Source organism: Streptomyces sp. NPDC058663, assembly GCF_042716745.1.
Taxonomy (GTDB): domain Bacteria; phylum Actinomycetota; class Actinomycetes; order Streptomycetales; family Streptomycetaceae; genus Streptomyces.
In genome coordinates, this window is record NZ_JBHXRV010000041.1 from 1 (window position 1) to 21,195 (window position 21,195).

The following is a 21,195-nucleotide window of genomic DNA, read 5'->3' on the forward strand; positions in this document are numbered from 1 at the left end:
ACCCCACCCCACCCCGCCCCGTCCGGTCGCGGCGGGAGCCGGCCCGGACGCGAGCGGCCCGGGGCGCCGGTCCCAAGGCCCGCCGCTCCCCGCCGCGAGGGCCCACCCATGGTTCGCCCTTCCCCGCCGCGAGGGGCCCCGGGGTCCACGACCCCGCCCCTCCCCGCCGCCGCTTTAGAGCGCCGCCCCACGGGGCAGGACTGGCCCATGACTTCCGTACACTCCGCAGCCCCGAGCGGTCCCGGTGCCCCGGGTGCGTGGCAATTCACCGACTCGCGCGGCCAGTTGGTCACCGCCGCCGTCCGTCCCACCCGTATCGCCGCCTACATCCAGGCCGGTGCCACCCTCTGGGACCACGGCGTGCGGCCCGCCGGGATCTTTGGCTCCTTCCACGACGGTCCCGCACCCGACCGGGCCAAGTCCGGCCGTCTGCCCCTCTCCGGCCTGACCTACTTAGGTGCGGGCGCCACTCTCGACCCGGACGCCGTCCTCGCCCTGGGCGCGGATCTCCTGGTCGCCGTCAGTTACGGCGGCGGTGCCGTCTACGGCATGGCCCCCGAAGCCGCCAAGCACCTGGAGGAGCAGATCCCGGTGGCCGTGATCGACGTCGGCCAGGGCCGTTCCCTGTCGGAGTTACGAGAGAGCTTCGGCGCTCTCGCGGCGAGCCTGGGCGGTTCGGAGCCCCCGAGGGCGGGCCATCTGCTGGCCGACGCCCAGGCCAAGCTGAAGTCGCTGGCAGGCCCACAGACCCCGCCCCTCCTCGCGCTCTCCCCGGCGAGCGGCACCGAGGTCCACCTGGCCCGCTCGCACGCCTGGCCCGACCTCCGTGCGCTCACCGCACTCGGCGTACCCCTGCTCTCCCCGCCCGCGGGGGGCGGCGCGAACTGGGCCACCGTCGACTGGCCCACGGCCGCCGCACTGGCCCCGCGTCTCGTCCTCGCCGACGTACGGGCGAACGCCCTGCCACTGGACCCGGCCCTCCTGGGCGACGGCGTCCGCACGCTCCCCTGGAACCCCGAACTCCCGGCCTCCAGCACGGCCCACACCCTCTTCTACGACACGGTCGCGGACGCCCTGACCAGCTGAACCACCCCGCCCGCACACCCCGGCGCCTCCTGACGGATCATGCACACAGCGCGACGCACCCGCCCCAGGAGGCACCCATGTCCCAGCCCGCACCTTCGGCACCCCCGGCCCGCCCCCGCACGCTCGTCACCGGCGGCAGCCGGGGCATCGGGGCCGCCACCTGCCTGCGGCTCGCGGCCGACGGCCATGACGTGGCCCTCGCGTACGTACGGGACGACGCGGCCGCGGAGGAGACGGCGGCGGGCGTACGGGCGGCCGGGGCGCGCTGTGCGGTGGTGCGGGCCGACACCTCCGACGAGGCGGACGTGGAGCGGCTGTTCGACACCGTCGCCGCCGAACTGGGGCCGCTCACCGGCCTGGTGAACAACGCCGGAGTCACCGGAAAGCTCAGCCGCCTTGCCGACGCGACCACCGAGGACCTGCGCAGGGTCCTCGACGTCAACGTGTTCGGCACCCTGCTGTGCTGCCGCCGCGCCGCCCGCGACATGGCGGCCCACGGCGGCGGCGCCATCGTCAACGTCTCCTCCGGTGCGGCCACCCTCGGCAGCCCGGGAGAGTACGTCCACTACGCCGCCTCCAAGGCCGCCGTCGACACTCTCACCCTCGGTCTGTCCAAGGAGCTCGGCCCCGACGGCATCCGCGTCAACGGCGTGGCCCCCGGCCTCACCGACACCGACATGCACGCCACCATGGGCGACCCCGACCGCCCGGCCCGGATGGCCCCCGGCATCCCGCTGCGCCGCGCGGCCGACCCTTCCGAGGTCGCGGCGGGCATCGCCTGGCTGCTCTCGCCGGAGGCCTCGTACACGACGGGCACGGTGCTGCGGATCGCGGGCGGCAGGTAACCGGGCGGCGAGCAACCGGGCGACCGGCAGCCGGGTCACGGGGTCCGCTCCCAGCCCCCGGTGGCCGCGTGTGCCCACGCCCGCGCCGCATGAGCGCCCGCCCGGGCCCCCAGGCCCCCGCCCCGCCGCACGAGCGCACGCCCCGACCCCCAGGCGCCCGCCCCGGCCCCCAGGCGCCCGCCCCCCCGCTCCCGTCCCGCCCCTCACCTGCCGCGCGGCGCCCCCGTCGACCCGCGCACCCTCAGCTCCGCCGCCACCGGCTCCACCGCGTCCGGGCCCGCCGGGACCTCCGCGGTGGTGGCCAGCAGGCCCGCACGCGCTCCCGCCTCGTGCAGCGGCAGCCGCACCGTCGTCAGCGCCGGCACCGTGTCCGTCGCCGAAGGGAGGTCGTCGAAGCCCGCGACCGAGAGGTCATCGGGGACCCGCAGGCCGTGGGAGCGGGCGGCGGTGCAGACGCCCAGGGCGATGGTGTCGTTGGCGGCCACGACGGCCGTCAGGTCCGGCGCCAGCGCCAGGAGCCGGGTGGCGGCCGAGACACCGGAGGCGCGGTCGAACGCGCCGTGCAGCGTCAGGGCGGGGTCGTCGGCCACACCCGCCGCGCGCAGCGCCTCGCGGTGGCCCTCCAGCCGGTGGCGGGTGGTGGTGCGCTCGGCCGGGCCCGCGACGTAACCGATACGGGTGTGGCCCAGGGCGAGCAGGTGCTCGGTGAGCCGCCGGGCCCCGCCCCGGTTGTCGAACGAGAGCGTCGCGGTGACCGGCGCCCGCTCGGCGGCGGGCAGCGGAGGCCGCCCGCACAGCACGATCCTGGTCCCCGCCGCGGCCAGTTTCGCCAGCTTGGCGGAGACCGCCGCCGAGTGCTCCGGGTCCTCGATCGCGCCGCCGGTGAGGATCACCGCCGCCGCGCGCTGCCGCTGGAGCAGGGTGAGGTAGGTGAGTTCGCGCGCGGGGGAGCCGCCCGTGTTGCAGACCACGGCCAGCTTCTCGCCGCCCGCTCCGGCCCTCCCCTCCGCCGCGCTGATCTGCGCCTGGGCAGCGCTCGCCATGATCCCGAAGAACGGGTCGGCGATGTCGTTGACCAGGATGCCCACCAGGTCGGAGGTGGCGGCGGCGAGCGCGCTCGCCGGGCCGTTCACCACGTAGTCCAGCTCCGCCACGGCCGCCAGCACCCGCGCGCGAGTGGCCTCGGCAACCGGGTAGTTGCCGTTGAGCACCCGGGAGACCGTGGCCGGGGACACCCGGGCCCGCTGCGCCACGTCCGACAACGTCACCGACATCGCACTGCCCTCGCCCGTCCCACGCCGCTGCCCCCGGCCCGATTCGCCCCCGTGCACGCCACCGCGCACACTCCACGCCCCACTTCGCCCACGCCCGCCCTCATCCCATGCCCCTTCGGGTCTTGTCCGCGTTGCCCCCAGCAGGCTAGCTTCTTGCTTCATAACCCATAGAAAGCGCTTTCTATACGACGTGCTTTCTATGCGATCACCTACACGGCCATGCGACGACGCGACCCGGCAGCGGTTGTACGGAGGGACTGACGTGACACGCAGGACAGTGCGGATCGCCATGAACGGCGTCACCGGACGGATGGGGTACCGCCAGCACCTCGTACGCTCCCTGCTCGCCCTGCGCGAGCAGGGCGGCCTGGACCTCGGCAACGGCGACGTGCTGTGGCCCGAACCGGTCCTGGTCGGCCGTCGCGAGCACGCCCTGCGCGCGATCGCCGAACGGCACGGCCTCACCGAGTGGTCGACCGACCTGGCCGCCGTACTGGCGGACGAGACGGTCGACATCTACTTCGACGCGCAGGTGACCTCGGCCCGCGAGGACGCCCTCAAGCAGGCCATCGCCGCCGGCAAGCACGTCTACACCGAGAAGCCCACCGCCACGGGCGTGGACGGCGCACTGGAGCTGGCCCGCCTCGCCCGCGCCGCCGGCATCAAGCACGGCGTCGTCCAGGACAAGATCTTCCTGCCGGGGCTGCGCAAGCTGAAGCGCCTCATCGACGGCGGCTTCTTCGGTGAAATCCTGTCCGTACGGGGCGAGTTCGGCTACTGGGTCTTCGAGGGGGACTGGCAGGAGGCGCAGCGGCCGTCGTGGAACTACCGGGCCGAGGACGGCGGCGGCATCGTCGTCGACATGTTCCCGCACTGGGAGTACGTGCTGCACGAGCTCTTCGGCCGCGTCACCTCCGTCCAGGCGCTGGTCACCACGCACATTCCGCAGCGCTGGGACGAGCAGGGCAAGCCGTACGCCGCGACCGCCGACGACTCCGCGTACGGCGTCTTCCAGCTGGCGGGCGGCGCGGTCGCCCAGATCAACTCCTCGTGGGCGGTGCGCGTGCACCGCGACGAACTCGTGGAGTTCCAGGTCGACGGCACCCACGGCTCCGCCGTCGCGGGGCTGCGCAACTGCCGTGTCCAGCACCGTTCCGCGACCCCCAAGCCGGTCTGGAACCCGGACCTGCCCGCCACCGAGTCCTTCCGCGACCAGTGGAGCGAGGTCCCCGACAACGCCGTCTTCGACAACGGCTTCAAGGCGCAGTGGGAACTCTTCCTGCGCCACGTCGCCCTCGACGAGCCGTACACCTGGGACCTGCTCGCCGGTGCGCGCGGCGTGCAGCTCGCCGAGCTGGGCCTCAAGTCCTCGGCCGAGGGACGCCGTTACGACGTACCGGAGCTGTCGCTGTGAGCGCGCTGACCCTGCCCGTCGCGGGCGGCGGCACCCGCGTCCACACCCCGCGCACCGAGCCCGCGCCGTACGGTGCGGGAGGCGGGCCCCTCGCCTCCCGTACGGTCTTCTCGGCCGCCCACGTGGTCGCCGACCCGTATGCCGACACCTCGCCCGACTCCCCGGCCGCCGTCGACTGGGACGCCACCCTCGCCTTCCGCCGCCACCTGTGGTCGCACGGCCTCGGGGTCGCCGAGGCGATGGACACCGCCCAGCGCGGCATGGGCCTGGACTGGGCGGGCGCGGCGGAGCTGATCCGCCGCTCAGCCGCCGAGGCGAAGGCGGTGGGCGGCGCGGTCGCCTGCGGCGTCGGCACCGATCAACTGGCCCCCGGTGCACACGACCTGGCGACGGTCACCGCCGCGTACGAGGAGCAGCTGGCCCTCGTCGAGGAGTCCGGCGCCCAGGCGATCCTGATGGCCTCGCGTGCCCTGGCCGCCACCGCGCGGGGTCCCGAGGACTACCTCACCGTCTACGGCCACCTGCTGCGCCAGGCGAGCGAACCGGTGATCCTGCACTGGCTCGGCCCGATGTTCGACCCGGCGCTGGACGGCTACTGGGGGTCGGCGGACCTGGACGCGGCGACCGAGACCTTCCTCCAGGTCATCGCCGCCCACCCGGACAGGATCGACGGCATCAAGGTCTCCCTCCTCGACGCCGGACGCGAGATCGCCCTGCGCCGCAGACTCCCGGCCGGCGTCCGCTGCTACACCGGCGACGACTTCCACTACCCGGAGCTGATCGCGGGCGACGCACGCGGGTTCTCGCACGCCCTGCTGGGCATCTTCGACCCGCTCGGCCCGCTCGCGGCCGAAGCGGTACGCGTCCTGGACACGGGCGACACGGCCGCCTTCCGCAAGCTCCTCGATCCGACCGTCGCCCTCTCCCGCCACCTCTTCCAGGCACCGACCCGCTTCTACAAGACCGGGGTGGTGTTCCTGGCCTGGCTGGCGGGACACCAGTCGCACTTCACCATGGTCGGCGGCCTCCAGTCGGCCCGCTCGCTGCCGCATCTGGCGCGGGCGTACGAACTCGCCGACGGACTCGGCCTGTTCCCCGACCCCGCCCTCGCGGCGACCCGGATGCGGGCGCTGCTGGCCGTGAACGGAGTGGCCCAGTGACCGCCGACCACGCCCCGCAGGGGGCCGGCGGCGACCTCTCCCGCCTGAGCATCAACCAGGAGACACTCAAGCAGTGGTCGCTCCCGGAACTCGCCGAGGGCTGCGCGGCGGCCGGGATCGGCGCGGTGGGCCTGTGGCGTGCCCCCGTCCAGGAGTACGGGCCCACACGCGCGGCCAAGCTGATGCGCGAGCACGGCCTCACCGTCACCAGCCTCTGCCGTGGGGGCTTCCTCACCGCTCCCGACGCGGATGGCCGGGGCCGCGCGCTCGCCGACAACCGCACCGCGATCGAAGAGGCCGCCACTCTCGGCACGGACACCCTGGTCCTGGTCTCGGGCGGCCTCCCGCCCGGTGAGAAGGACCTGACGGGCGCCAGGGAGCGGATCGCCGACGCGCTGGCCGTCCTCGCCCCGTACGCGCGGGAGCGGGGGGTGCGGCTCGCGATCGAACCCCTGCACCCGATGTTCGCGGCCGACCGCTGCGTGGTCTCCACTCTCGGCCAGGCTCTCGACCTCGCCGAACGCTTCCCGGCCGCCGAGGTGGGCGTGGTCGTCGACACGTACCACCTGTGGTGGGACGACCTGGCGCCCGCACAGATCGTGCGCGCGGGGGCAGGCGGGCGCATCCACGCCTTCCAGGTCGCCGACTGGATCACCCCGCTTCCGGCCGGAGTGCTGCTGGGCCGGGGCCAGTTGGGTGACGGCAGTATCGACCTGCGCGGCTTCCGCGAACAGGTCGACGCGACGGGCTTCACCGGCCCGGTCGAGGTCGAGATCTTCAACGAGGGGCTGTGGGCCCGGGACGGCGACGAGGCCCTGGCGGAGGTGGTGGAGCGGTACCGGCAGCACGTGCTCTGACCGGCTGGTTTGTACGGGGAGCGCTGGACGGCTCCTTGGGGGCCGCACCCCCTGGGGGCCATCCCGGGGGGCGATCCGGCCACTTCCCAGGTTCCCGGGGGCCGCCCCAACCGGGGAGCGCTCCCCGGTTGGGGCCACCCTTCCCGAGGGCCACCACTCGGGGAGGGGGCACTCCCCGGGGGCGTCGCTCCTACTTCTTGCCGCCGCCCAGCACCTGGCCCAGCAGGTCTCCCAGACCGCCACCGGGACGGCCCGCTCCGCCCGGCGCCGCACCTGCTGTCGGAGATTCGGGATTCCCGCGCTGCGTGGCCCGCTTGGTCACCACGGCCACCACGACCGGCAGCGCGATCTCGATGGCCCGGGTGACGCTCGCCACCGGAAGACCGGTCTTCTTGGCCACGGCGTTGGCGACCGGCCTGGCCAGCTTGCCGAGCACGCCGGCCATCATCCCGCCGCCGAGCAGCCCGCCCATGCCGCCGCCCAGCGTGGCAACGCCCTGGAGCGGCGGTTCGGCCGCCTCGGCGAAGGCGGCCTTCACCTCCTCGGCCTCCTCCGGGGTGGCGGCCTCCGCCTTCTGGGTGAGCCCGCCCGCGAAGGCGTCGGCCGTCGAAGCGACGACGTTCTGCGCGCCCGCCGCGTCCGTGCCGAGCACCCCGGCGATCTCGGAGAGCTTGTCGTCACCCAGCTCGTTGAGCACTTCCTGCTGAAAGGAGTCGTTGTCCATGCCGAAAACGCTACGTCCGTGCCCATATGTCGGCACCTTCTGAGCGTTTCCCGGGCGGCCAAGATTTTCTCATTCGGCCGTACAACCCTTCCGCCCCTTGGCGGGTCATACGTGGCATCAGGGCTTCCGGGGGAGGGGATCCGGGGGGATGCGCGGAAGCCTGTAGGGGGAGGGGACGCTGGGGGGCCCGGTCGACGGACCGGGTCCTTTGGCTTTTCCGGTGTGGGGCGGGAGCGGCGCGGTTACGGCACGGAACCTGACGCGGGCCCCGTCAAGTCCGACGGGGCCCGCGTGCTGCTGCGGTTCAGACGGCGAACTGTCCTTCGTTCAGCGCGCGGACGAACGAGGTCCAGTCCGCCGCCGCGAAGACCAGAACGGGCCCGTCCGGCGCCTTGCTGTCGCGTACGGGTACGTCGCCGTAGCCCCGCGTCACTTCCAGGCACTCGCCCTGCTCGCCGCTGCTGTAGCTGGACTTGTACCAGCCGGTGAAGCCGGAGGCATCAGAGACCGTGCGCTCACTGCTGACCATGCGCATACCCCTCAGGTGGTGGGTAGGCCATCCTTCACGGCGGTGACGAAGGATGCCCAGGAGGAGGTGGGGAAGCGGAGGGCGGGGCCGTTCGCGGTCTTGCTGTCGCGTACCGGTACGTCGCCGTAACCGTGCGCGACTTCCAAGCACTCACCCTGGACTCCGCTGCTGTAGCTGGACTTGTACCAGCCTGCAAGGGTGGACGAGTCGTGAATGGTGTTGCGGCTAGTGCTGTTCATGCTCGAGTTCCTCCGCTGCGGCTCGGATTACGGCCAGTGATTCCTTTTGCGGCAATGCCTCGCTCAATGCAAGGCTGTAGAGCTCACGACAGGTGGCAACCATAGCGGGATCGTCCAGCAGTCGGCCGGTGTTGACGGCTTCGACGTATCCCACCGGCGCGGAGTCCTCGAACTCCATGAGGGTGAGCAAGCTCTCCAGCAAGGAGTGGGCGCCTGCCCCAAAAGGCAGAAGGTGCAGTCGCAGTCGGCCCTCCTCCGCCATGTCCGCGACCTTGTGCAGTTGCTCCGCCATGACGAGTGACCCGCCGATTTTGCGCCGGATCACGGCCTCGTCCAGCAGTGCCCATACAACCGGCTTCCGGGGTGCGTGGAGGATCTGGGCACGGCTTGTTCGGATGACAACCGCTTCGTCAAGTTCTTCGGGCGTGTGGTTGGGCCGGTACGCGCGGAACAGGGCTCGTGCATAGCTCGGTGTCTGGAGAATGCCAGGCACCAGGGTCAGCGCGAAGAGCCTGATGAGGGTGGCCAGCTTTTCCAGGTCCACCACCGGGTCGAAGTGCTGGACGTACTTCGTCTCAAGGTTCTCCCGCCACCGCTCGAAGAACCCGTCCGTGCCCAGCGCCCGGTCGATCCGGCGGGCGTCCTCAGCGCTGGGCAGTCGGCGCCCCGACTCGTAATGGCTGATCAGCGTCGGGGAGCACACGACCATCTCGCCCAGTGCTTCCTGGGTCAACCCGGCCGCCAGGCGCCGGAGTTTGAGCTCCTCGCCGTACTTCTCGCGTGGTGACCTCGGCTTGTCCTGCTTGTCCATTGCCTCAACTCCCGGACCTGACGGGCACCTTGTCAAGCTCTGACCCCTAGCAGCGTAGAAGAGGCCACCGCACGCTGTGAGTGATTCGCCACAGAACGTGTTCCCCGCACGTCGGGGACCCAGGGAAAGGCCCACATGAAGCACCTCCTCACCCGCCTTCTCGCACGACTGCGCCGCCCGCAGCCGCAGCGGGGGCCGCAGCCCGAGCCCCGCCGCCAGCCGGAATCCCTCCCGTCACCGCTCCCGTACCCCCAGCCAGCCGCCCCCGAGTGCTGCTGCCCGAACCCGCCGCTCCCGCAGCCGCCCGTGTACGCGTTTGCCTTCCCGTACTCCTGCCCCTACGTCGGCGGCACGGGAAGTGGTGCCCCCGAGCCCCGCGAGCCGGGGTCCGGCCGGTGAGCGGCTCCTGGCGGCTGCTGCCGTGGACCGGCGACGGGGGCAAGCCCTGTTACGTGCATACCGACGCCGCCGCGGGCCCGGCCTCGCGCGTCGCGGACACCGTCGAGAGCATCCAGCTCGGCATGGCGGGCGACCTCCTCAGGCACGCCGAGGACATGCTCGTCCAACGCCGCGTCACCCGGGGCGAACTGCACTTCCTGGCGGGCCGCCTGTCGGAGTCGCTCCGTGACGTCCTGCGCATCGCCGAGAGCAGAGGGGCACGCCTGGGGGAGACACCGCCGCCTCCTCGCGGCGACGCCGGCCCGTAGGGCGTGCCACGAGAAGCACCGCGTTGGTACGAGTTTTCGGTACCATAGATGTACAGGAAGCCCGTACGACCTGGAGGCGGACCATGTCCATAAGTGCAAGCGAAGCGAGGGCGACCCTGTTCCCTCTGATCGAGCGGGTGAATACGGATCACGATCCCGTCCGGATCACCTCCAAGGCGGGCGATGCGGTCCTTATGTCCGCCGACGACTACGACTCCTGGCAGGAGACCGTCTACCTGCTCCGCTCCCCGGCGAACGCCCAGCGCCTCATGGAGGCGGTGGCGCGCGACCGGGCAGGCGCCGCCGTGGTGGCGCAGAACGTGGAGACCCTCAGGGACATGGCCGGGGGCGAGGAGTGAGGAGTGTTCTCTTCGATCCCGCCGCCTGGGAGGATTTCCTGTTCTGGCTGTCTGCGGACCGCAAGATGGCCCGCAGGATCACCCGCCTGATCGGGGAGATCCAACGAGACCCGTTTGCCGGTATCGGAAAGCCTGAACCGTTGAAGGGCGACCTGTCCGGGTACTGGTCCCGCCGGATCGACGATGAGCACCGGCTTGTGTACCGGGCGGACGAGAAGGAAGTGAAGATCCTCAAGGCGCGGTACCACTACTGAGGAGCCGCACCTGTGCCCGCCCGGCGGGCAGCCCCGGCGTGCGCCTGTCCACACGCCGCCCCCGTTGTCACACCCCAGCGGTAACGTCGGACCATGACCAGTACAGGGGGTGGGGCGGCACCCGGTTTCGCCGTGGTCGAAGGGGTCCTTGAGCGGATCACGTACGCCAACGAGGACACCGGGTACACGGTCGGGCGGGTCGACACCGGGCGCGGGTCGGGGATGGGCGATCTGCTGACCGTCGTCGGCGCGCTGCTCGGTGCGCAGCCGGGGGAGTCGCTGCGGATGGAGGGGCGCTGGGGGTCCCATCCGCAGTACGGCAAGCAGTTCACCGTGGAGAACTACACGACCGTGCTGCCCGCCACCATCCAGGGCATCCGCCGCTACCTGGGCTCCGGGCTGATCAAGGGCATCGGGCCTGTGATGGCCGACCGGATCACCACCCACTTCGGCGTCGACACCCTCGACATCATCGAGCAGGAGCCGAAGCGGCTCGTCGAGGTGCCCGGGCTCGGGCCCAAGCGGACGAAGATGATCGCCGCCGCCTGGGAGGAGCAGAAGGCCATCAAGGAGGTGATGGTGTTCCTGCAAGGGGTGGGGGTGTCCACGTCCATCGCCGTGCGGATCTACAAGAAGTACGGGGACGCCTCCATCTCCGTCGTGAAGAACGAGCCGTACCGGCTGGCCGCCGACGTCTGGGGCATCGGCTTCCTGACCGCCGACCGCATCGCCCAGGCCGTCGGCATCCCGCACGACAGCCCGCAGCGGGTCAAGGCCGGACTCCAGTACGCGCTGTCGCAGTCCACCGACCAGGGCCACTGCTTCCTGCCCGAGGAACAGCTGATCAGCGACTCGGTGAAGCTCCTCCAGGTCGACACCGGGTTGGTCATCGAGTGCCTCGCCGAGCTGGCGGAGGAGCCCGAGGGCGTCGTACGGGAGAAGGTGCCGGGGCCCGACGGCGGTGAGCCGGTCACGGCCGTCTACCTGGTGCCCTTCCACCGGGCCGAACTCTCCCTCGCCGGGCAGGTCAACCGTCTGCTGCGGACCGGCGAGGACCGGATGCCCGCCTTCAGGGACGTGGAGTGGGACAAGGCGCTGGGCTGGCTGGCGCAGCGCACCGGTGCCACCCTCGCCCCCGGGCAGGAGGCTGCCGTCAAGCTGGCGCTGACGGAGAAGGTGGCGGTGCTGACCGGTGGTCCCGGGTGCGGGAAGTCGTTCACCGTGCGCTCCGTGGTGGAGCTGGCGCGGGCGAAGAAGGCCAAGGTGGTGCTGGCCGCGCCGACCGGGCGGGCGGCGAAACGGCTGTCGGAGCTGACCGGGGCGGACGCCTCCACCGTGCACCGGCTGCTGGAGCTCAAGCCCGGCGGCGACGCCGCGTACGACAGGGACCGGCCGCTCGACGCCGATCTGGTGGTGGTCGACGAGGCGTCCATGCTGGACCTGCTGCTGGCCAACAAGCTGGTCAAGGCAGTGGCCCCCGGTGCGCACCTGCTGCTCGTGGGGGACGTGGACCAGCTGCCGTCCGTCGGCGCGGGGGAGGTGCTGCGCGACCTGCTCGCCGAGGGCGGGCCCGTGCCGCACGTACGGCTCACCCAGATCTTCCGGCAGGCCCAGCAGTCGGGCGTCGTCACCAACGCACACCGGATCAACTCCGGGAGCCACCCCCTCACCCAGGGCCTCAGCGATTTCTTCCTCTTCGTCGAGGACGACACCGAGGAGGCCGGGCGGCTCACCGTGGACGTCGCCGCCCGCCGCATCCCGCAGAAGTTCGGGCTCGATCCGAGGCGGGACGTACAAGTGCTGGCCCCCATGCACCGGGGCCCCGCCGGGGCGGGCAACCTCAACGGGCTCCTCCAGCAGGCCATCACCCCCGCCCGCCCGGACCTCCCCGAGAAGCGGTTCGGCGGCCGCACCTTCCGCGTCGGCGACAAGGTCACCCAGATCCGCAACAACTACGACAAGGGCCAGAACGGCGTCTTCAACGGCACGGTGGGCGTCGTCACCGCCCTCGACCCGGACGAGCAGACGCTGACCGTGCGCACCGACGAGGAGGAGGACATCGGGTACGACTTCGACGAGCTGGACGAGCTGGCGCACGCCTACGCCGTCACCATCCACCGTTCCCAGGGGAGTGAATATCCAGCCGTGGTGATCCCCGTCACCACCGGGGCCTGGATGATGCTCCAGCGGAACCTGCTCTACACGGCCGTCACCCGGGCCAAGAAGCTCGTCGTCCTGGTCGGGTCGCGCAAGGCCATCGGCCAGGCGGTGCGTACGGTTTCGGCGGGCCGGCGGTGCACCGCGCTCGACCACCGGCTCTCCGGCGGAACGTACGTACCGCCACCCCGGCAACCCGGCGGGGGCCATCGGTGGGAAACATCACCTGGGGGTTCCGGAACCGGGGCGAAGGGGGCAGTATGAGCAGGTTGGCGGCACTCAGTGCCGCGAATGGGCCTGATGGCCGACCCCGAGTGCACTCTGCTGAGCCAAGTGGGGGATGGTAGAGACAGTCAGGGCACCTCGAAGAAGAGGCACTACGTCGGTGAGGGATGACGTGAGCGAGAGCGACAACTCTGTAGTACTGCGGTACGGCGATGGCGAGTACACCTACCCGGTGATCGACAGCACCGTCGGCGACAAGGGCTTCGACATCGGGAAGCTCAGGGCCCAGACGGGCCTGGTGACGCTCGACAGCGGATACGGCAACACAGCCGCCTATAAATCCGCCATCACCTATCTCGACGGCGAGCAGGGCATCCTGCGCTACCGCGGGTACCCCATCGAGCAGCTGGCCGAGCAGAGCAGTTTCCTGGAGACCGCCTACCTGCTGATCAACGGCGAGCTCCCGAAGGACGACGAGCTGTCGACCTTCCGGAACGAGATCACCCAGCACACGCTGCTGCACGAGGACGTCAAGCGGTTCTTTGACGGCTTCCCGCGCGACGCGCACCCGATGGCCATGCTGTCCTCGGTCGTCTCGGCGCTGTCCACGTTCTACCAGGACAGCCACAACCCGTTCGACGAGCAGCAGCGCCACCTCTCGACGATCCGTCTGCTGGCCAAGCTGCCGACGATCGCCGCGTACGCGTACAAGAAGTCGATCGGCCACCCCTTCGTGTACCCGCGCAACGACCTGGGTTACGTGGAGAACTTCCTGCGCATGACCTTCTCGGTCCCCGCCCAGGAGTACGTGCCGGACCCGGTCGTCGTCTCCGCGCTGGAGAAGCTGCTGATCCTGCACGCGGACCACGAGCAGAACTGCTCGACCTCCACCGTGCGTCTGGTCGGCTCCTCGCAGGCGAACATGTTCGCCTCGATCTCCGCCGGCATCAGCGCCCTGTGGGGCCCGCTGCACGGTGGTGCCAACGCGTCCGTCCTGGAGATGCTCGAAGCGATCCAGGCCGACGGCGGCGACGTCGACGCCTTCATCCAGAAGGTGAAGAACAAGGAGGACGGCGTCCGCCTGATGGGCTTCGGCCACCGGGTGTACAAGTCCTTCGACCCGCGCGCCAAGATCATCAAGGCTGCGGCGCACGACGTCCTCTCGGCCCTCGGCAAGTCCGACGAGCTGCTGGACATCGCGCTCAAGCTGGAGGAGCACGCGCTCTCCGACGACTACTTCGTCTCGCGCAACCTCTACCCGAACGTGGACTTCTACACGGGTCTGATCTACCGGGCGATGGGCTTCCCCACCGACATGTTCACCGTGCTCTTCGCGATCGGCCGCCTTCCCGGCTGGATCGCCCAGTGGCACGAGATGATCAAGGAGCCGGGTTCGCGCATCGGCCGTCCGCGCCAGATCTACACGGGAGAGGTCCTCCGCGACTTCGTACCTGTCGACGAGCGCTGACACCAGGACGAGCGCCGGCACCTTCAGGCACTTCCGTACGCAGAAAAGCGCCCCGCCGCCGATCCCCCCACGGGTCGACGATACGGGGCGCTTCCCTGTTCCCCGGTCCGGATTCCCCCCACGGGATCCCCACCGGGCGTCTGCCGGCTTGCGCCGCCAGAGGTCTGTGTGCCCTGACTCGGTACTGCTCTTGCCGTACCCGGTAGTGCTCCTACCGGTACAGCTCCTGCCGGTCCAGCTCCTACCGGTTACCGCTCACTGCCTGCTCCGCCTGCCCTGCCGCGCGGTCCGCCGGGACGCGTACGAACGGGAGGGCCGCTCAGAGCTCCCCGGTATACGTGTCCCGGCCAACGCTTGCCGGGGACGTCCCCCAAGACATCCCACGATGGACGTCCCCCAAGACGTCCGTGGCGTCGCCTCTTTAGACTCGCGACCCCCGCCAATGGTTACCCCGCCGATGCCGTGATCTACGTCACTTCACGTATGTCAGGTGTTCGTGTGCGTCATGTGAAGGTACGTCATGTGAAGGTACGTAGCCGAAGGCTGTTTGTCACTACGAAGACGGACGAAAAAGCCATCGCGAACCCGGCGATCATCGGGTTGAGCAGCCCGGCCGCCGCCAGCGGCAGTGCGGCCACGTTGTAGCCGAAGGCCCAGAAGAGGTTGCCCTTGATGGTGGCCAGGGTGCGCCGGGACAGCCGGATCGCGTCGGCGGCGACCCGCAGGTCCCCGCGTACCAGGGTCAGGTCGCCTGCCTCGATAGCGGCGTCCGTACCGGTGCCCATGGCGAGCCCGAGGTCGGCGGTGGCGAGCGCCGCCGCGTCGTTCACCCCGTCACCCACCATCGCCACCGTCGCTCCCGACTCCTTCAGCCGGCCGATCACGGCGGCCTTGTCCTCGGGGAGCACCTGCGCGTACACCTCGCCGGGGCCGATGCCGACCTCGGCGGCCACTGCGTCCGCGACCGCCCGGTTGTCCCCGGTCAGCAGCACCGGGGTGAGCCCCAGGGCGCGCAACCGCCGTACCGCTTCCGCGCTGGTGTCCTTCACCGTGTCCGCCACCGTGAGCACCCCGCGCGCCTCGCCGTCCCAGGCGGCCACCACGGCGGTGCGCCCCGCCGCCTCCGCCGCGGCCTTCGCGTCGGCCAGCGCGACGGGAAGCTCCACGGCCCGGTCGGTGAGCAGCTTCTCCTGCCCCACCCACACCGAGTGCCCCTCGACCGTGCCCCTCACTCCGAGCCCGGGGACGTTGACGAAGCCGGTGACGTCCGGCAACGGGCCCGCGGCGGCGGCTCCCGCGGCGATCGCCCGTGCGATGGGGTGCTCCGAGGCGTGCTCCAACGCCCCGGCCAGCCGCAGCAGTTGCGCCCTGTCCACTCCTGCGGCCGGCAGTACGTCCACCAGCGCCATCCGCCCGGTGGTCACCGTGCCCGTCTTGTCGAGGACGACGGTGTCCACGCGCCGCGTCGACTCCAGCACCTCCGGGCCCTTGATCAGAATGCCGAGCTGGGCGCCCCGCCCCGTACCGACCATCAGCGCCGTCGGGGTGGCGAGCCCCAGCGCGCACGGGCAGGCGATGATCAGCACCGCGACGGCGGCGGTGAACGCGGCGGTCGGATCGTTGGTCACCAGCAGCCAGGTCACCAGGGTGCCGAGCGCGATGAGCAGGACGACGGGTACGAAGACGGCCGAGATGCGGTCGGCGAGCCGCTGCACCTGCGCCTTGCCGTTCTGCGCGTCCTCCACCATCCGTGCCATCCGCGCCAGTTGGGTGTCGGCGCCGACCCGGGTCGCCTCGACGACGAGCCGGCCGCCCGCGTTCACCGTCGCCCCGGTCACCGGGTCGCCGGGGCCGACGTCCACCGGGACCGACTCGCCGGTGAGCAGGGACGCGTCCACGGCCGAGTCGCCCTCGACGACCCTGCCGTCGGTGGCGACCTTTTCCCCGGGCCGCACCACGAACCGGTCGCCCGCGCCCAGCAGACGTACCGGAATCCGCACTTCGACTCCGCCCCGCAGCACCGTCACGTCCCGGGCGCCCAGATCCATCAGCGCCCGCAGCGCGGCCCCCGCCCGGCGCTTCGAGCGGGCCTCCAGCCAGCGGCCGAGCAGGATGAACACGGTGACCCCGGCGGCCACTTCGAGATAGACGGTGGAGGGGGAGTCGGTGCGCGAGACGGCGAAGGAGAAGCCGTGCCGCATCCCAGGCATCCCCGCGTCCCCCAGGAACAGCGCCCACAGCGACCATCCGAAGGCGGCCAGCGTGCCGACCGAGACGAGGGTGTCCATGGTGGCCGCGCCGTGCCGCAGATTGGTCCAGGCGGCCCGGTGGAAGGGCAGCGCACCCCACACCACGACCGGGGCCGCCAGGGTCAGCGACAGCCACTGCCAGTTGTCGAACTGGAGGGCCGGGACCATCGAGAGCAGGATCACCGGGACGGCCAGGACGGCGCAGACGGTCAGCCGCTGCCGCAGGGCGGCCTGCTCGGCGTCCGCCGCGGGCACGGGGCCTTCCCCGGTCCCGGAGGTGTCCGCCGGGGCGGGTTCCTCCGCCGTGTAGCCGGTCTTCTCGACGGTCGCGATGAGGTCCGCGACCTGGACCGCGCCCTTGTCGTACGCGACTCTCGCCCGCTCGGTCGCATAGTTGACCCCGGCGGCGACGCCGTCCATCCGGTTGAGCTTCTTCTCGATGCGGGCCGCGCAGGAGGCGCAGGTCATCCCGCCGATGCTCAGTTCGACATGGCCGTCGAGGACCGGTGGCGCGGGGGCCGGGGCGGGGGTGGCGCTGTTCATCGTGAGGCTCCAGGAAAGTCCAGGAAAACGGACCGGGCCGTACCCGACCAGTATGGACAACCGGCGGGTACGGCCCGAAGAAGCTGTGGACAACCGGCGGGGACCGCCGGAAGAAGCGGTGGATCACCCGCAGGCACGGCCCGGAGAAGCGGTGGACCGCAGGCGGAGCCGCAAGAGGGCAGAGGTGGGTCAGAGGGTGCCGACCAGCTCGTAGCCCGCCTCGTCGACGGCGGCCCGTACGGCCTCCTCGTCGAGCGGGGCCGCGGAGACGACGGTCACCCGGCCGGTCGCGGCGGTGGCGTCGACGGACTCGACCCCGGCGATCTCGGAGATCTCGGAGGAGACGGCGCCCTCGCAGTGCCCGCAGGTCATGCCCTTCACCTCGTAGACGGTGGTGACGGCACCCACCTGCACGTCGGCCGCACCGGCCGAACCGCAGGAACCGGAAGGCGAGCAGCAGGAACCGGAGGCCTGGGCGGTCTCGTCGGCGGCGGGGGTCTGGGTCTCAGCGGACATCTGGACGCTCCTCTTCGAAGACTTCGCGGCGCACGCGGCGTACACGGATACGCCGCCGTGGTGCTCAGTGCGGCCCACGGGACTGCCGTGACCGCCTGACACTCCACACACTATACCCCTGGGGGGTATCAAATCCAGTTCCGTCGACGTCCTTCGCGGCGAAGACCTCCCAGTCTGGATTAAATGCCCCTTATGTCACATTCGGGGACGCTCATTCTCATCATGGCCATCGCGGTGCTCGCGCCGCTCCTCGCCTACGCGGCGGGCCGCCGGCTGCCCGTGCCGCTCGTCATCTTCGAGATCCTGCTCGGCATCCTCATCGGCCCCGACGTCCTGGGCTGGGCGCACCGGGACGCCGTCATCGACGTGCTCTCCGAGCTCGGCCTCGCGATGCTGATCTTCCTCGCGGGTTATGAGATCGAGTTCGGCAAGGTCCGCGGCGACACACTGAAACGGTCCGTCCTGTCCTGGCTGATCGCCCTCGGACTCGGTCTGGGCCTCGGCACCCTGCTCGCGAACCTCGGCGACGACGGCGGCTTCAGCAAAGGCGTGTTCATCGGCACCGCCCTGACCAGCACCGCACTGGGCACCGTCCTGCCCGTGCTGCGCGACGCGGGCGAGCTCGGCGGCCGGTTCGGCACGGTGATGATGGCCTTCGGTTCGGTCGGCGAGTTCGGGCCGATCATCGCGATGGCCCTGCTGCTCAGCGGCCGCAGCGCCTGGCAGTCCACCGCGCTGCTCGCGGCCTTCGCCGTACTGACGGCGGCGGCGGTGTTCTGGGCGCTGCGCCCCAAGCCGCCGTGGTTCGCCCGGATCATCGCCAAGACCCTGCACACCAGCGGACAGTTCGCGGTGCGCCTGGTGGTGCTGCTGCTCGCCCTGATGCTGGGGGCGTCCCAGGTGCTGGGGCTGGACGTGCTGCTCGGCGCGTTCGCCGCCGGACTGATCACCCGGCTGGTGCTGAACGGGGCCGCCCCCGACAGTAGCGAGGAGATCCTCGCCAAGGTCGAGGCGATGGGTTTCGGATTCCTGGTGCCGGTGTTCTTCGTGGTGACGGGCATCGAGTTCGACCTGCGCTCGCTGCTCGACGGCGGCCGGGCGCTGCTCCTGCTGCCCGTCTTCCTCGCCCTGTTCGTGGTCGTGCGGGGCCTGCCCGTGCTGCTCCTCGCCCCGCGCGACCTGGGGCGCAGGGACAGGACGGCCCTGATGCTCTTCAGCTCCACCGCGCTGCCGCTGATCGTGGCCATCACCACCATCGGCCTGGACGACAGGACCCTCGCCGCGAGTGAGGCCGCCGCCCTGGTCGGGGCGGGCATGGTGTCGGTGCTGGTCTTCCCGCTGCTGGCTCTCAAGTGCCGGGCGGGCGCCGGGGAGAAGCCCAGGCTGGGGCGGGTGGAGGCGGAGTCCTGGTAGGGGACGGGGGCGGAACTAAGGGCAGGGGGCGACCTCAGGGCCGGGGGGGCCGAGGTCAGGGCTCCGGGTGGCCCCGGTGGGCAGCCCACTCGTGCGCCAGGATGGACATGTACGTCGAGTCGACCCACCTGCCGTCCGCCCACAGCGCCTCGCGCTCGGTGCCCTCGGCGACGAAGCCGGCCTTCTCGTACGCCCGCCTGGCACGCGGATTGAAGTCGTAGACGCCGAGCGAGACCCGGTGCGTCGCGAGCACCTCGAACGCGTACCCCACGATCAGCCGGCAGGCCTCGGAGCCCAGCCCGCGATTCCGCCCGCCTGGCCCCAGCAACGTACGGAAGTTGATGCTCCGGTTGGCCGGGTCCCACTCGTTGAGGACGACCTCGCCCGCGCACGTCCCGGTGGCGAGGTCGACCACGGCCAGGTCGATGCGGTCGCTTTGAGCGGCCCGGCTCAGGTACCAGGCCCGGGTGGCCGCCTCGTCGAAGTCGTCCGCGGGCGAGCCGGTCAGCCGCAGCACCTCCGGATCCCGCAGCGCGGCCAGCATGGCCGGCAGGTCGTCCTCCGTGAAGGGGCGCAACAGGGCGCGCGCCCCGGCGAGGGTCGGCTTGACGGAGAGGTCTCCGGTGGGGGGCTGGGGAGGGAGAGCGGGGGGCGGGTCCGGCGACTGGTCCATGGCGTCATCCTGGCCGCCGTACGGCCCCGTGGCCAGCACTTTTCCCCTGGGCGCGAGCACGACCTCCGAGCACGTCTGCCCGGTACGACGTTTGCCCGGTACGACGACCGCCCGGCACGCCGACGTTTGCCCGGTACGACGACCACCTGGTACGACGACCGCCCGGCACGAGAGCGGGGCCCCGCCCCTCGCGCTGCTCGCGGCAGGACGGGTGCGGGGCCCGGGACGGTCGGGTGGACGGTGTCAGCTCCTGCGGCCTCTGTTGCCGGGGCGGCTCGACACCCAGCGGCGGATGGTGTCCGGGTACCAGTAGGGCTTGCCGCTCTCCACGTGGTCGGGAGGGGGCAGCAGCCCGTGCTTGCGGTAGGAACGCACGGTGTCCGTCTGCACCTGGATGTGCGCGGCGATCTCTTTGTACGACCAGAGCTTGTGGTCCGTCATCTGTGCACCTCCCTGCGTGAGCCGCAGCCACGGCCGGGGGGCCGTCGGGGGAGCTGCGGCATTCGCTGGCGATCACTCAGCCTCTGCCCCGTGAACGACGCTCCGTGAAGGTCGGGCTGGGGCTGTGGTGCGCCTGTGACGGAAGGGCCGCGTAATGGCGACATGTGTGACCGAAGCGGCATGTACGTGACGTAAGTGGTGCGCGGGAGGAACGAGACACGCCGGACTGTCCGGGCCGATCTGCCGGGCCGGGGCCGCACGCGGGTGTAATGGACCACCCCTCAGGAGGCCGCCGCTCACGCCCCGCAGGACCGCAGGAACGTACGTGTGCGCCGGGCTATCGGCAGCGGTTTGTCCGGCGGGCACGGGTACATGTCCTGCTCGACGACCGCGAACAGTTCCGCCCCCCGCCGTTCCGCCAGGTCCTGCGCCGCAGCGAGTACGGGCTCCAGCGCGGGCTCCCCGTGGGGCGGCTCGCACATCACCCCCAGGCCGACGGCGGGGCCGAACGGCACGTCCCCCTCCCGCACCCGGGCCAGCAGCACCGGATCCACCTGCTTCAGATGCAGATAGCCGATGCGCTCCCCGTACGTCCCGATCAGCTTGACGCTGTCGCCACCGCAGTACGCGTAGTGCCCGGTGTCCAGGCACAGCTGGACCAGATCGGGGTCGGTCGCGTCGAGCAGCCGGACGACGTGCTCCTCGGTGTCGATGTGGGTGTCGGCGTGGGGATGCACCACCACCCGCAGCCCGAACTCCTCGCGCACCCGCCGCGACAGCCGCTCGGTCTGCGCGGCGAGCGTGCGCCACTGCCCGGGGGTCAGGGTGCTGTCCTCCAGACGTTCCCCGGTCCTGTCGTCCCGCCAGAAGGCCGGGATCATGACCAGGTGCTCCGCGCCCACCGCCGCCGCGTGCCGGGCAACCCCGGAGACATGCGTCCAGGTCCGCTCCCAGGCGTGCGCACCGCCGTGGTGCAGCGCGGTGAAGACCGTCCCGGCGCAGACGCGCAGACCGCGGGCCCGCAGCTCCCGCCCGAGCAGGGCCGGATCGTCGGGGAGATAGCCGTGCGGCCCCAGCTCGATCCACTCGTAGCCGCTCGCCGCGACCTCGTCCAGGAAGCGCCGCCAGGGCACCTGCCCGGGATCGTCCGCGAACCACACCCCCCACGAGTCGGGGGCGGACCCGATCCTGATGCGCGTCAGCTCTCCTCCTGCGGTCATGGCCGCAGCCTCCCCGCGGGCGGGGAGAAGT

General features: G+C 71.4%; 21 protein-coding genes. 11 read left to right on the forward strand and 10 right to left on the reverse strand.

Going from position 1 to position 21,195, the window contains the following annotated elements:
• The first annotated feature begins 207 nt into the window (after positions 1–207).
• Together ACFWVV_RS26980 and ACFWVV_RS26985 are read left to right on the forward strand one after the other, a co-directional pair.
• A complete protein-coding gene (locus ACFWVV_RS26980; protein ID WP_384342007.1) occupies positions 208–1,086 on the forward strand; it encodes an ABC transporter substrate-binding protein in 879 nt (292 codons plus the stop codon).
• A 77-nt stretch (positions 1,087–1,163) separates the two neighbouring features.
• The gene (locus ACFWVV_RS26985) at positions 1,164–1,931 is read left to right on the forward strand and encodes an SDR family oxidoreductase (protein WP_384342005.1); all 768 of its coding nucleotides are present in this window, start codon (positions 1,164–1,166) and stop codon (positions 1,929–1,931) included.
• Between the two features lie 203 nt (positions 1,932–2,134).
• Here ACFWVV_RS26985 and ACFWVV_RS26990 read toward each other — a convergent pair whose 3' ends face one another.
• A complete protein-coding gene (locus tag ACFWVV_RS26990; protein ID WP_384342003.1) occupies positions 2,135–3,205 on the reverse strand; it encodes a LacI family DNA-binding transcriptional regulator in 1,071 nt (356 codons plus the stop codon).
• Between the two features lie 262 nt (positions 3,206–3,467).
• Between ACFWVV_RS26990 and ACFWVV_RS26995 the strand changes: the two genes are divergently transcribed.
• The 3 genes from ACFWVV_RS26995 to ACFWVV_RS27005 are packed head-to-tail and all read left to right on the forward strand — an operon-like array spanning position 3,468 to position 6,636.
• Positions 3,468–4,619, forward strand: a complete 1,152-nt coding sequence (locus ACFWVV_RS26995) for a Gfo/Idh/MocA family protein (protein WP_384342001.1) — start codon at positions 3,468–3,470, stop codon at positions 4,617–4,619.
• Positions 4,616–5,779: a dihydrodipicolinate synthase family protein gene (locus ACFWVV_RS27000; protein WP_384341999.1), complete on the forward strand. Its 1,164-nt coding sequence runs from the start codon at positions 4,616–4,618 to the stop codon at positions 5,777–5,779. The genes ACFWVV_RS26995 and ACFWVV_RS27000 overlap by 4 nt, the downstream gene beginning before the upstream one ends.
• The gene (locus ACFWVV_RS27005) at positions 5,776–6,636 is read left to right on the forward strand and encodes a sugar phosphate isomerase/epimerase family protein (RefSeq protein ID WP_384341998.1); all 861 of its coding nucleotides are present in this window, start codon (positions 5,776–5,778) and stop codon (positions 6,634–6,636) included. Before ACFWVV_RS27000 ends, ACFWVV_RS27005 begins: the two co-directional genes overlap by 4 nt.
• Before the next feature lie 190 nt (positions 6,637–6,826).
• On the opposite strand, the gene ACFWVV_RS27010 is transcribed toward ACFWVV_RS27005, so the two are convergent.
• The 4 genes from ACFWVV_RS27010 to ACFWVV_RS27025 form a co-directional block, all read right to left on the reverse strand.
• Entirely contained in the window at positions 6,827–7,360 is a 534-nt protein-coding gene (locus ACFWVV_RS27010; RefSeq protein ID WP_384341996.1) for a DUF937 domain-containing protein, read from the reverse strand.
• A 304-nt stretch (positions 7,361–7,664) separates the two neighbouring features.
• Positions 7,665–7,889: a DUF397 domain-containing protein gene (locus ACFWVV_RS27015; RefSeq protein WP_384341995.1), complete on the reverse strand. Its 225-nt coding sequence runs from the start codon at positions 7,887–7,889 to the stop codon at positions 7,665–7,667.
• A gap of 11 nt (positions 7,890–7,900) precedes the next feature.
• Positions 7,901–8,128 (reverse strand): DUF397 domain-containing protein, encoded by a 228-nt coding sequence (locus ACFWVV_RS27020; protein WP_384341993.1) that lies wholly within the window; start codon positions 8,126–8,128, stop codon positions 7,901–7,903.
• A complete protein-coding gene (locus ACFWVV_RS27025; protein WP_384341992.1) occupies positions 8,115–8,939 on the reverse strand; it encodes a helix-turn-helix domain-containing protein in 825 nt (274 codons plus the stop codon). The genes ACFWVV_RS27020 and ACFWVV_RS27025 overlap by 14 nt, the downstream gene beginning before the upstream one ends.
• A 395-nt stretch (positions 8,940–9,334) precedes the next feature.
• Between ACFWVV_RS27025 and ACFWVV_RS27030 the strand changes: the two genes are divergently transcribed.
• From ACFWVV_RS27030 to ACFWVV_RS27050, 5 genes are all read left to right on the forward strand, one after another.
• Positions 9,335–9,646 (forward strand): hypothetical protein, encoded by a 312-nt coding sequence (locus ACFWVV_RS27030; protein ID WP_384341990.1) that lies wholly within the window; start codon positions 9,335–9,337, stop codon positions 9,644–9,646.
• An 83-nt stretch (positions 9,647–9,729) separates the two neighbouring features.
• Positions 9,730–10,005: a type II toxin-antitoxin system Phd/YefM family antitoxin gene (locus ACFWVV_RS27035; protein WP_384341989.1), complete on the forward strand. Its 276-nt coding sequence runs from the start codon at positions 9,730–9,732 to the stop codon at positions 10,003–10,005.
• Positions 10,002–10,259: a Txe/YoeB family addiction module toxin gene (locus ACFWVV_RS27040; RefSeq protein WP_384341987.1), complete on the forward strand. Its 258-nt coding sequence runs from the start codon at positions 10,002–10,004 to the stop codon at positions 10,257–10,259. The genes ACFWVV_RS27035 and ACFWVV_RS27040 overlap by 4 nt, the downstream gene beginning before the upstream one ends.
• A gap of 93 nt (positions 10,260–10,352) precedes the next feature.
• Positions 10,353–12,680 (forward strand): ATP-dependent RecD-like DNA helicase, encoded by a 2,328-nt coding sequence (locus tag ACFWVV_RS27045; protein ID WP_384341985.1) that lies wholly within the window; start codon positions 10,353–10,355, stop codon positions 12,678–12,680.
• A gap of 133 nt (positions 12,681–12,813) precedes the next feature.
• Complete coding sequence (locus ACFWVV_RS27050) at positions 12,814–14,109, forward strand: citrate synthase (protein ID WP_384341983.1); 1,296 nt, start codon at positions 12,814–12,816, stop codon at positions 14,107–14,109.
• Positions 14,110–14,627: 518 nt separating this feature from the next.
• Here the strand turns inward: ACFWVV_RS27050 and ACFWVV_RS27055 are convergent.
• Both ACFWVV_RS27055 and ACFWVV_RS27060 read right to left on the reverse strand, forming a co-directional pair.
• On the reverse strand, positions 14,628–16,901 hold the full coding sequence (locus tag ACFWVV_RS27055; protein ID WP_384341982.1) for a heavy metal translocating P-type ATPase: 2,274 nt from the start codon (positions 16,899–16,901) through the stop codon (positions 14,628–14,630).
• A 189-nt stretch (positions 16,902–17,090) separates the two neighbouring features.
• A complete protein-coding gene (locus tag ACFWVV_RS27060; RefSeq protein ID WP_384341980.1) occupies positions 17,091–17,417 on the reverse strand; it encodes a heavy-metal-associated domain-containing protein in 327 nt (108 codons plus the stop codon).
• 192 nt (positions 17,418–17,609) lie between these two features.
• Between ACFWVV_RS27060 and ACFWVV_RS27065 the strand changes: the two genes are divergently transcribed.
• On the forward strand, positions 17,610–18,830 hold the full coding sequence (locus ACFWVV_RS27065; RefSeq protein WP_384341978.1) for a cation:proton antiporter: 1,221 nt from the start codon (positions 17,610–17,612) through the stop codon (positions 18,828–18,830).
• Between the two features lie 55 nt (positions 18,831–18,885).
• Here ACFWVV_RS27065 and ACFWVV_RS27070 read toward each other — a convergent pair whose 3' ends face one another.
• From ACFWVV_RS27070 to ACFWVV_RS27080, 3 genes are all read right to left on the reverse strand, one after another.
• A complete protein-coding gene (locus tag ACFWVV_RS27070; RefSeq protein ID WP_384341977.1) occupies positions 18,886–19,503 on the reverse strand; it encodes a GNAT family N-acetyltransferase in 618 nt (205 codons plus the stop codon).
• Between the two features lie 243 nt (positions 19,504–19,746).
• Positions 19,747–19,944, reverse strand: coding sequence for a helix-turn-helix transcriptional regulator (locus tag ACFWVV_RS27075; RefSeq protein ID WP_384341975.1), 198 nt, complete (start codon positions 19,942–19,944; stop codon positions 19,747–19,749).
• Positions 19,945–20,240: 296 nt separating this feature from the next.
• Positions 20,241–21,164: a sugar phosphate isomerase/epimerase family protein gene (locus tag ACFWVV_RS27080; RefSeq protein ID WP_384341973.1), complete on the reverse strand. Its 924-nt coding sequence runs from the start codon at positions 21,162–21,164 to the stop codon at positions 20,241–20,243.
• Positions 21,165–21,195 lie beyond the last annotated feature (31 nt).

Excerpts from the sequence above, each read along its gene's own strand:
- ACFWVV_RS26980 (WP_384342007.1), top strand. The coding sequence starts at position 208 with ATGACTTCCGTACACTCCGCAGCCCCGAGCGGTCCCGGTGCCCCGGGT.
- ACFWVV_RS26985 (WP_384342005.1), top strand. The coding sequence starts at position 1,164 with ATGTCCCAGCCCGCACCTTCGGCACCCCCGGCCCGCCCCCGCACGCTC.
- ACFWVV_RS26990 (WP_384342003.1), bottom strand. The coding sequence starts at position 3,205 with ATGTCGGTGACGTTGTCGGACGTGGCGCAGCGGGCCCGGGTGTCCCCG.
- ACFWVV_RS27010 (WP_384341996.1), bottom strand. The coding sequence starts at position 7,360 with ATGGACAACGACTCCTTTCAGCAGGAAGTGCTCAACGAGCTGGGTGAC.
- ACFWVV_RS27015 (WP_384341995.1), bottom strand. The coding sequence starts at position 7,889 with ATGGTCAGCAGTGAGCGCACGGTCTCTGATGCCTCCGGCTTCACCGGC.
- ACFWVV_RS27020 (WP_384341993.1), bottom strand. The coding sequence starts at position 8,128 with ATGAACAGCACTAGCCGCAACACCATTCACGACTCGTCCACCCTTGCA.
- ACFWVV_RS27025 (WP_384341992.1), bottom strand. The coding sequence starts at position 8,939 with ATGGACAAGCAGGACAAGCCGAGGTCACCACGCGAGAAGTACGGCGAG.
- ACFWVV_RS27035 (WP_384341989.1), top strand. The coding sequence starts at position 9,730 with ATGTCCATAAGTGCAAGCGAAGCGAGGGCGACCCTGTTCCCTCTGATC.
- ACFWVV_RS27045 (WP_384341985.1), top strand. The coding sequence starts at position 10,353 with ATGACCAGTACAGGGGGTGGGGCGGCACCCGGTTTCGCCGTGGTCGAA.
- ACFWVV_RS27055 (WP_384341982.1), bottom strand. The coding sequence starts at position 16,901 with ATGAACAGCGCCACCCCCGCCCCGGCCCCCGCGCCACCGGTCCTCGAC.
- ACFWVV_RS27060 (WP_384341980.1), bottom strand. The coding sequence starts at position 17,417 with ATGTCCGCTGAGACCCAGACCCCCGCCGCCGACGAGACCGCCCAGGCC.
- ACFWVV_RS27065 (WP_384341978.1), top strand. The coding sequence starts at position 17,610 with ATGTCACATTCGGGGACGCTCATTCTCATCATGGCCATCGCGGTGCTC.
- ACFWVV_RS27070 (WP_384341977.1), bottom strand. The coding sequence starts at position 19,503 with ATGGACCAGTCGCCGGACCCGCCCCCCGCTCTCCCTCCCCAGCCCCCC.
- ACFWVV_RS27075 (WP_384341975.1), bottom strand. The coding sequence starts at position 19,944 with ATGACGGACCACAAGCTCTGGTCGTACAAAGAGATCGCCGCGCACATC.
- ACFWVV_RS27080 (WP_384341973.1), bottom strand. The coding sequence starts at position 21,164 with ATGACCGCAGGAGGAGAGCTGACGCGCATCAGGATCGGGTCCGCCCCC.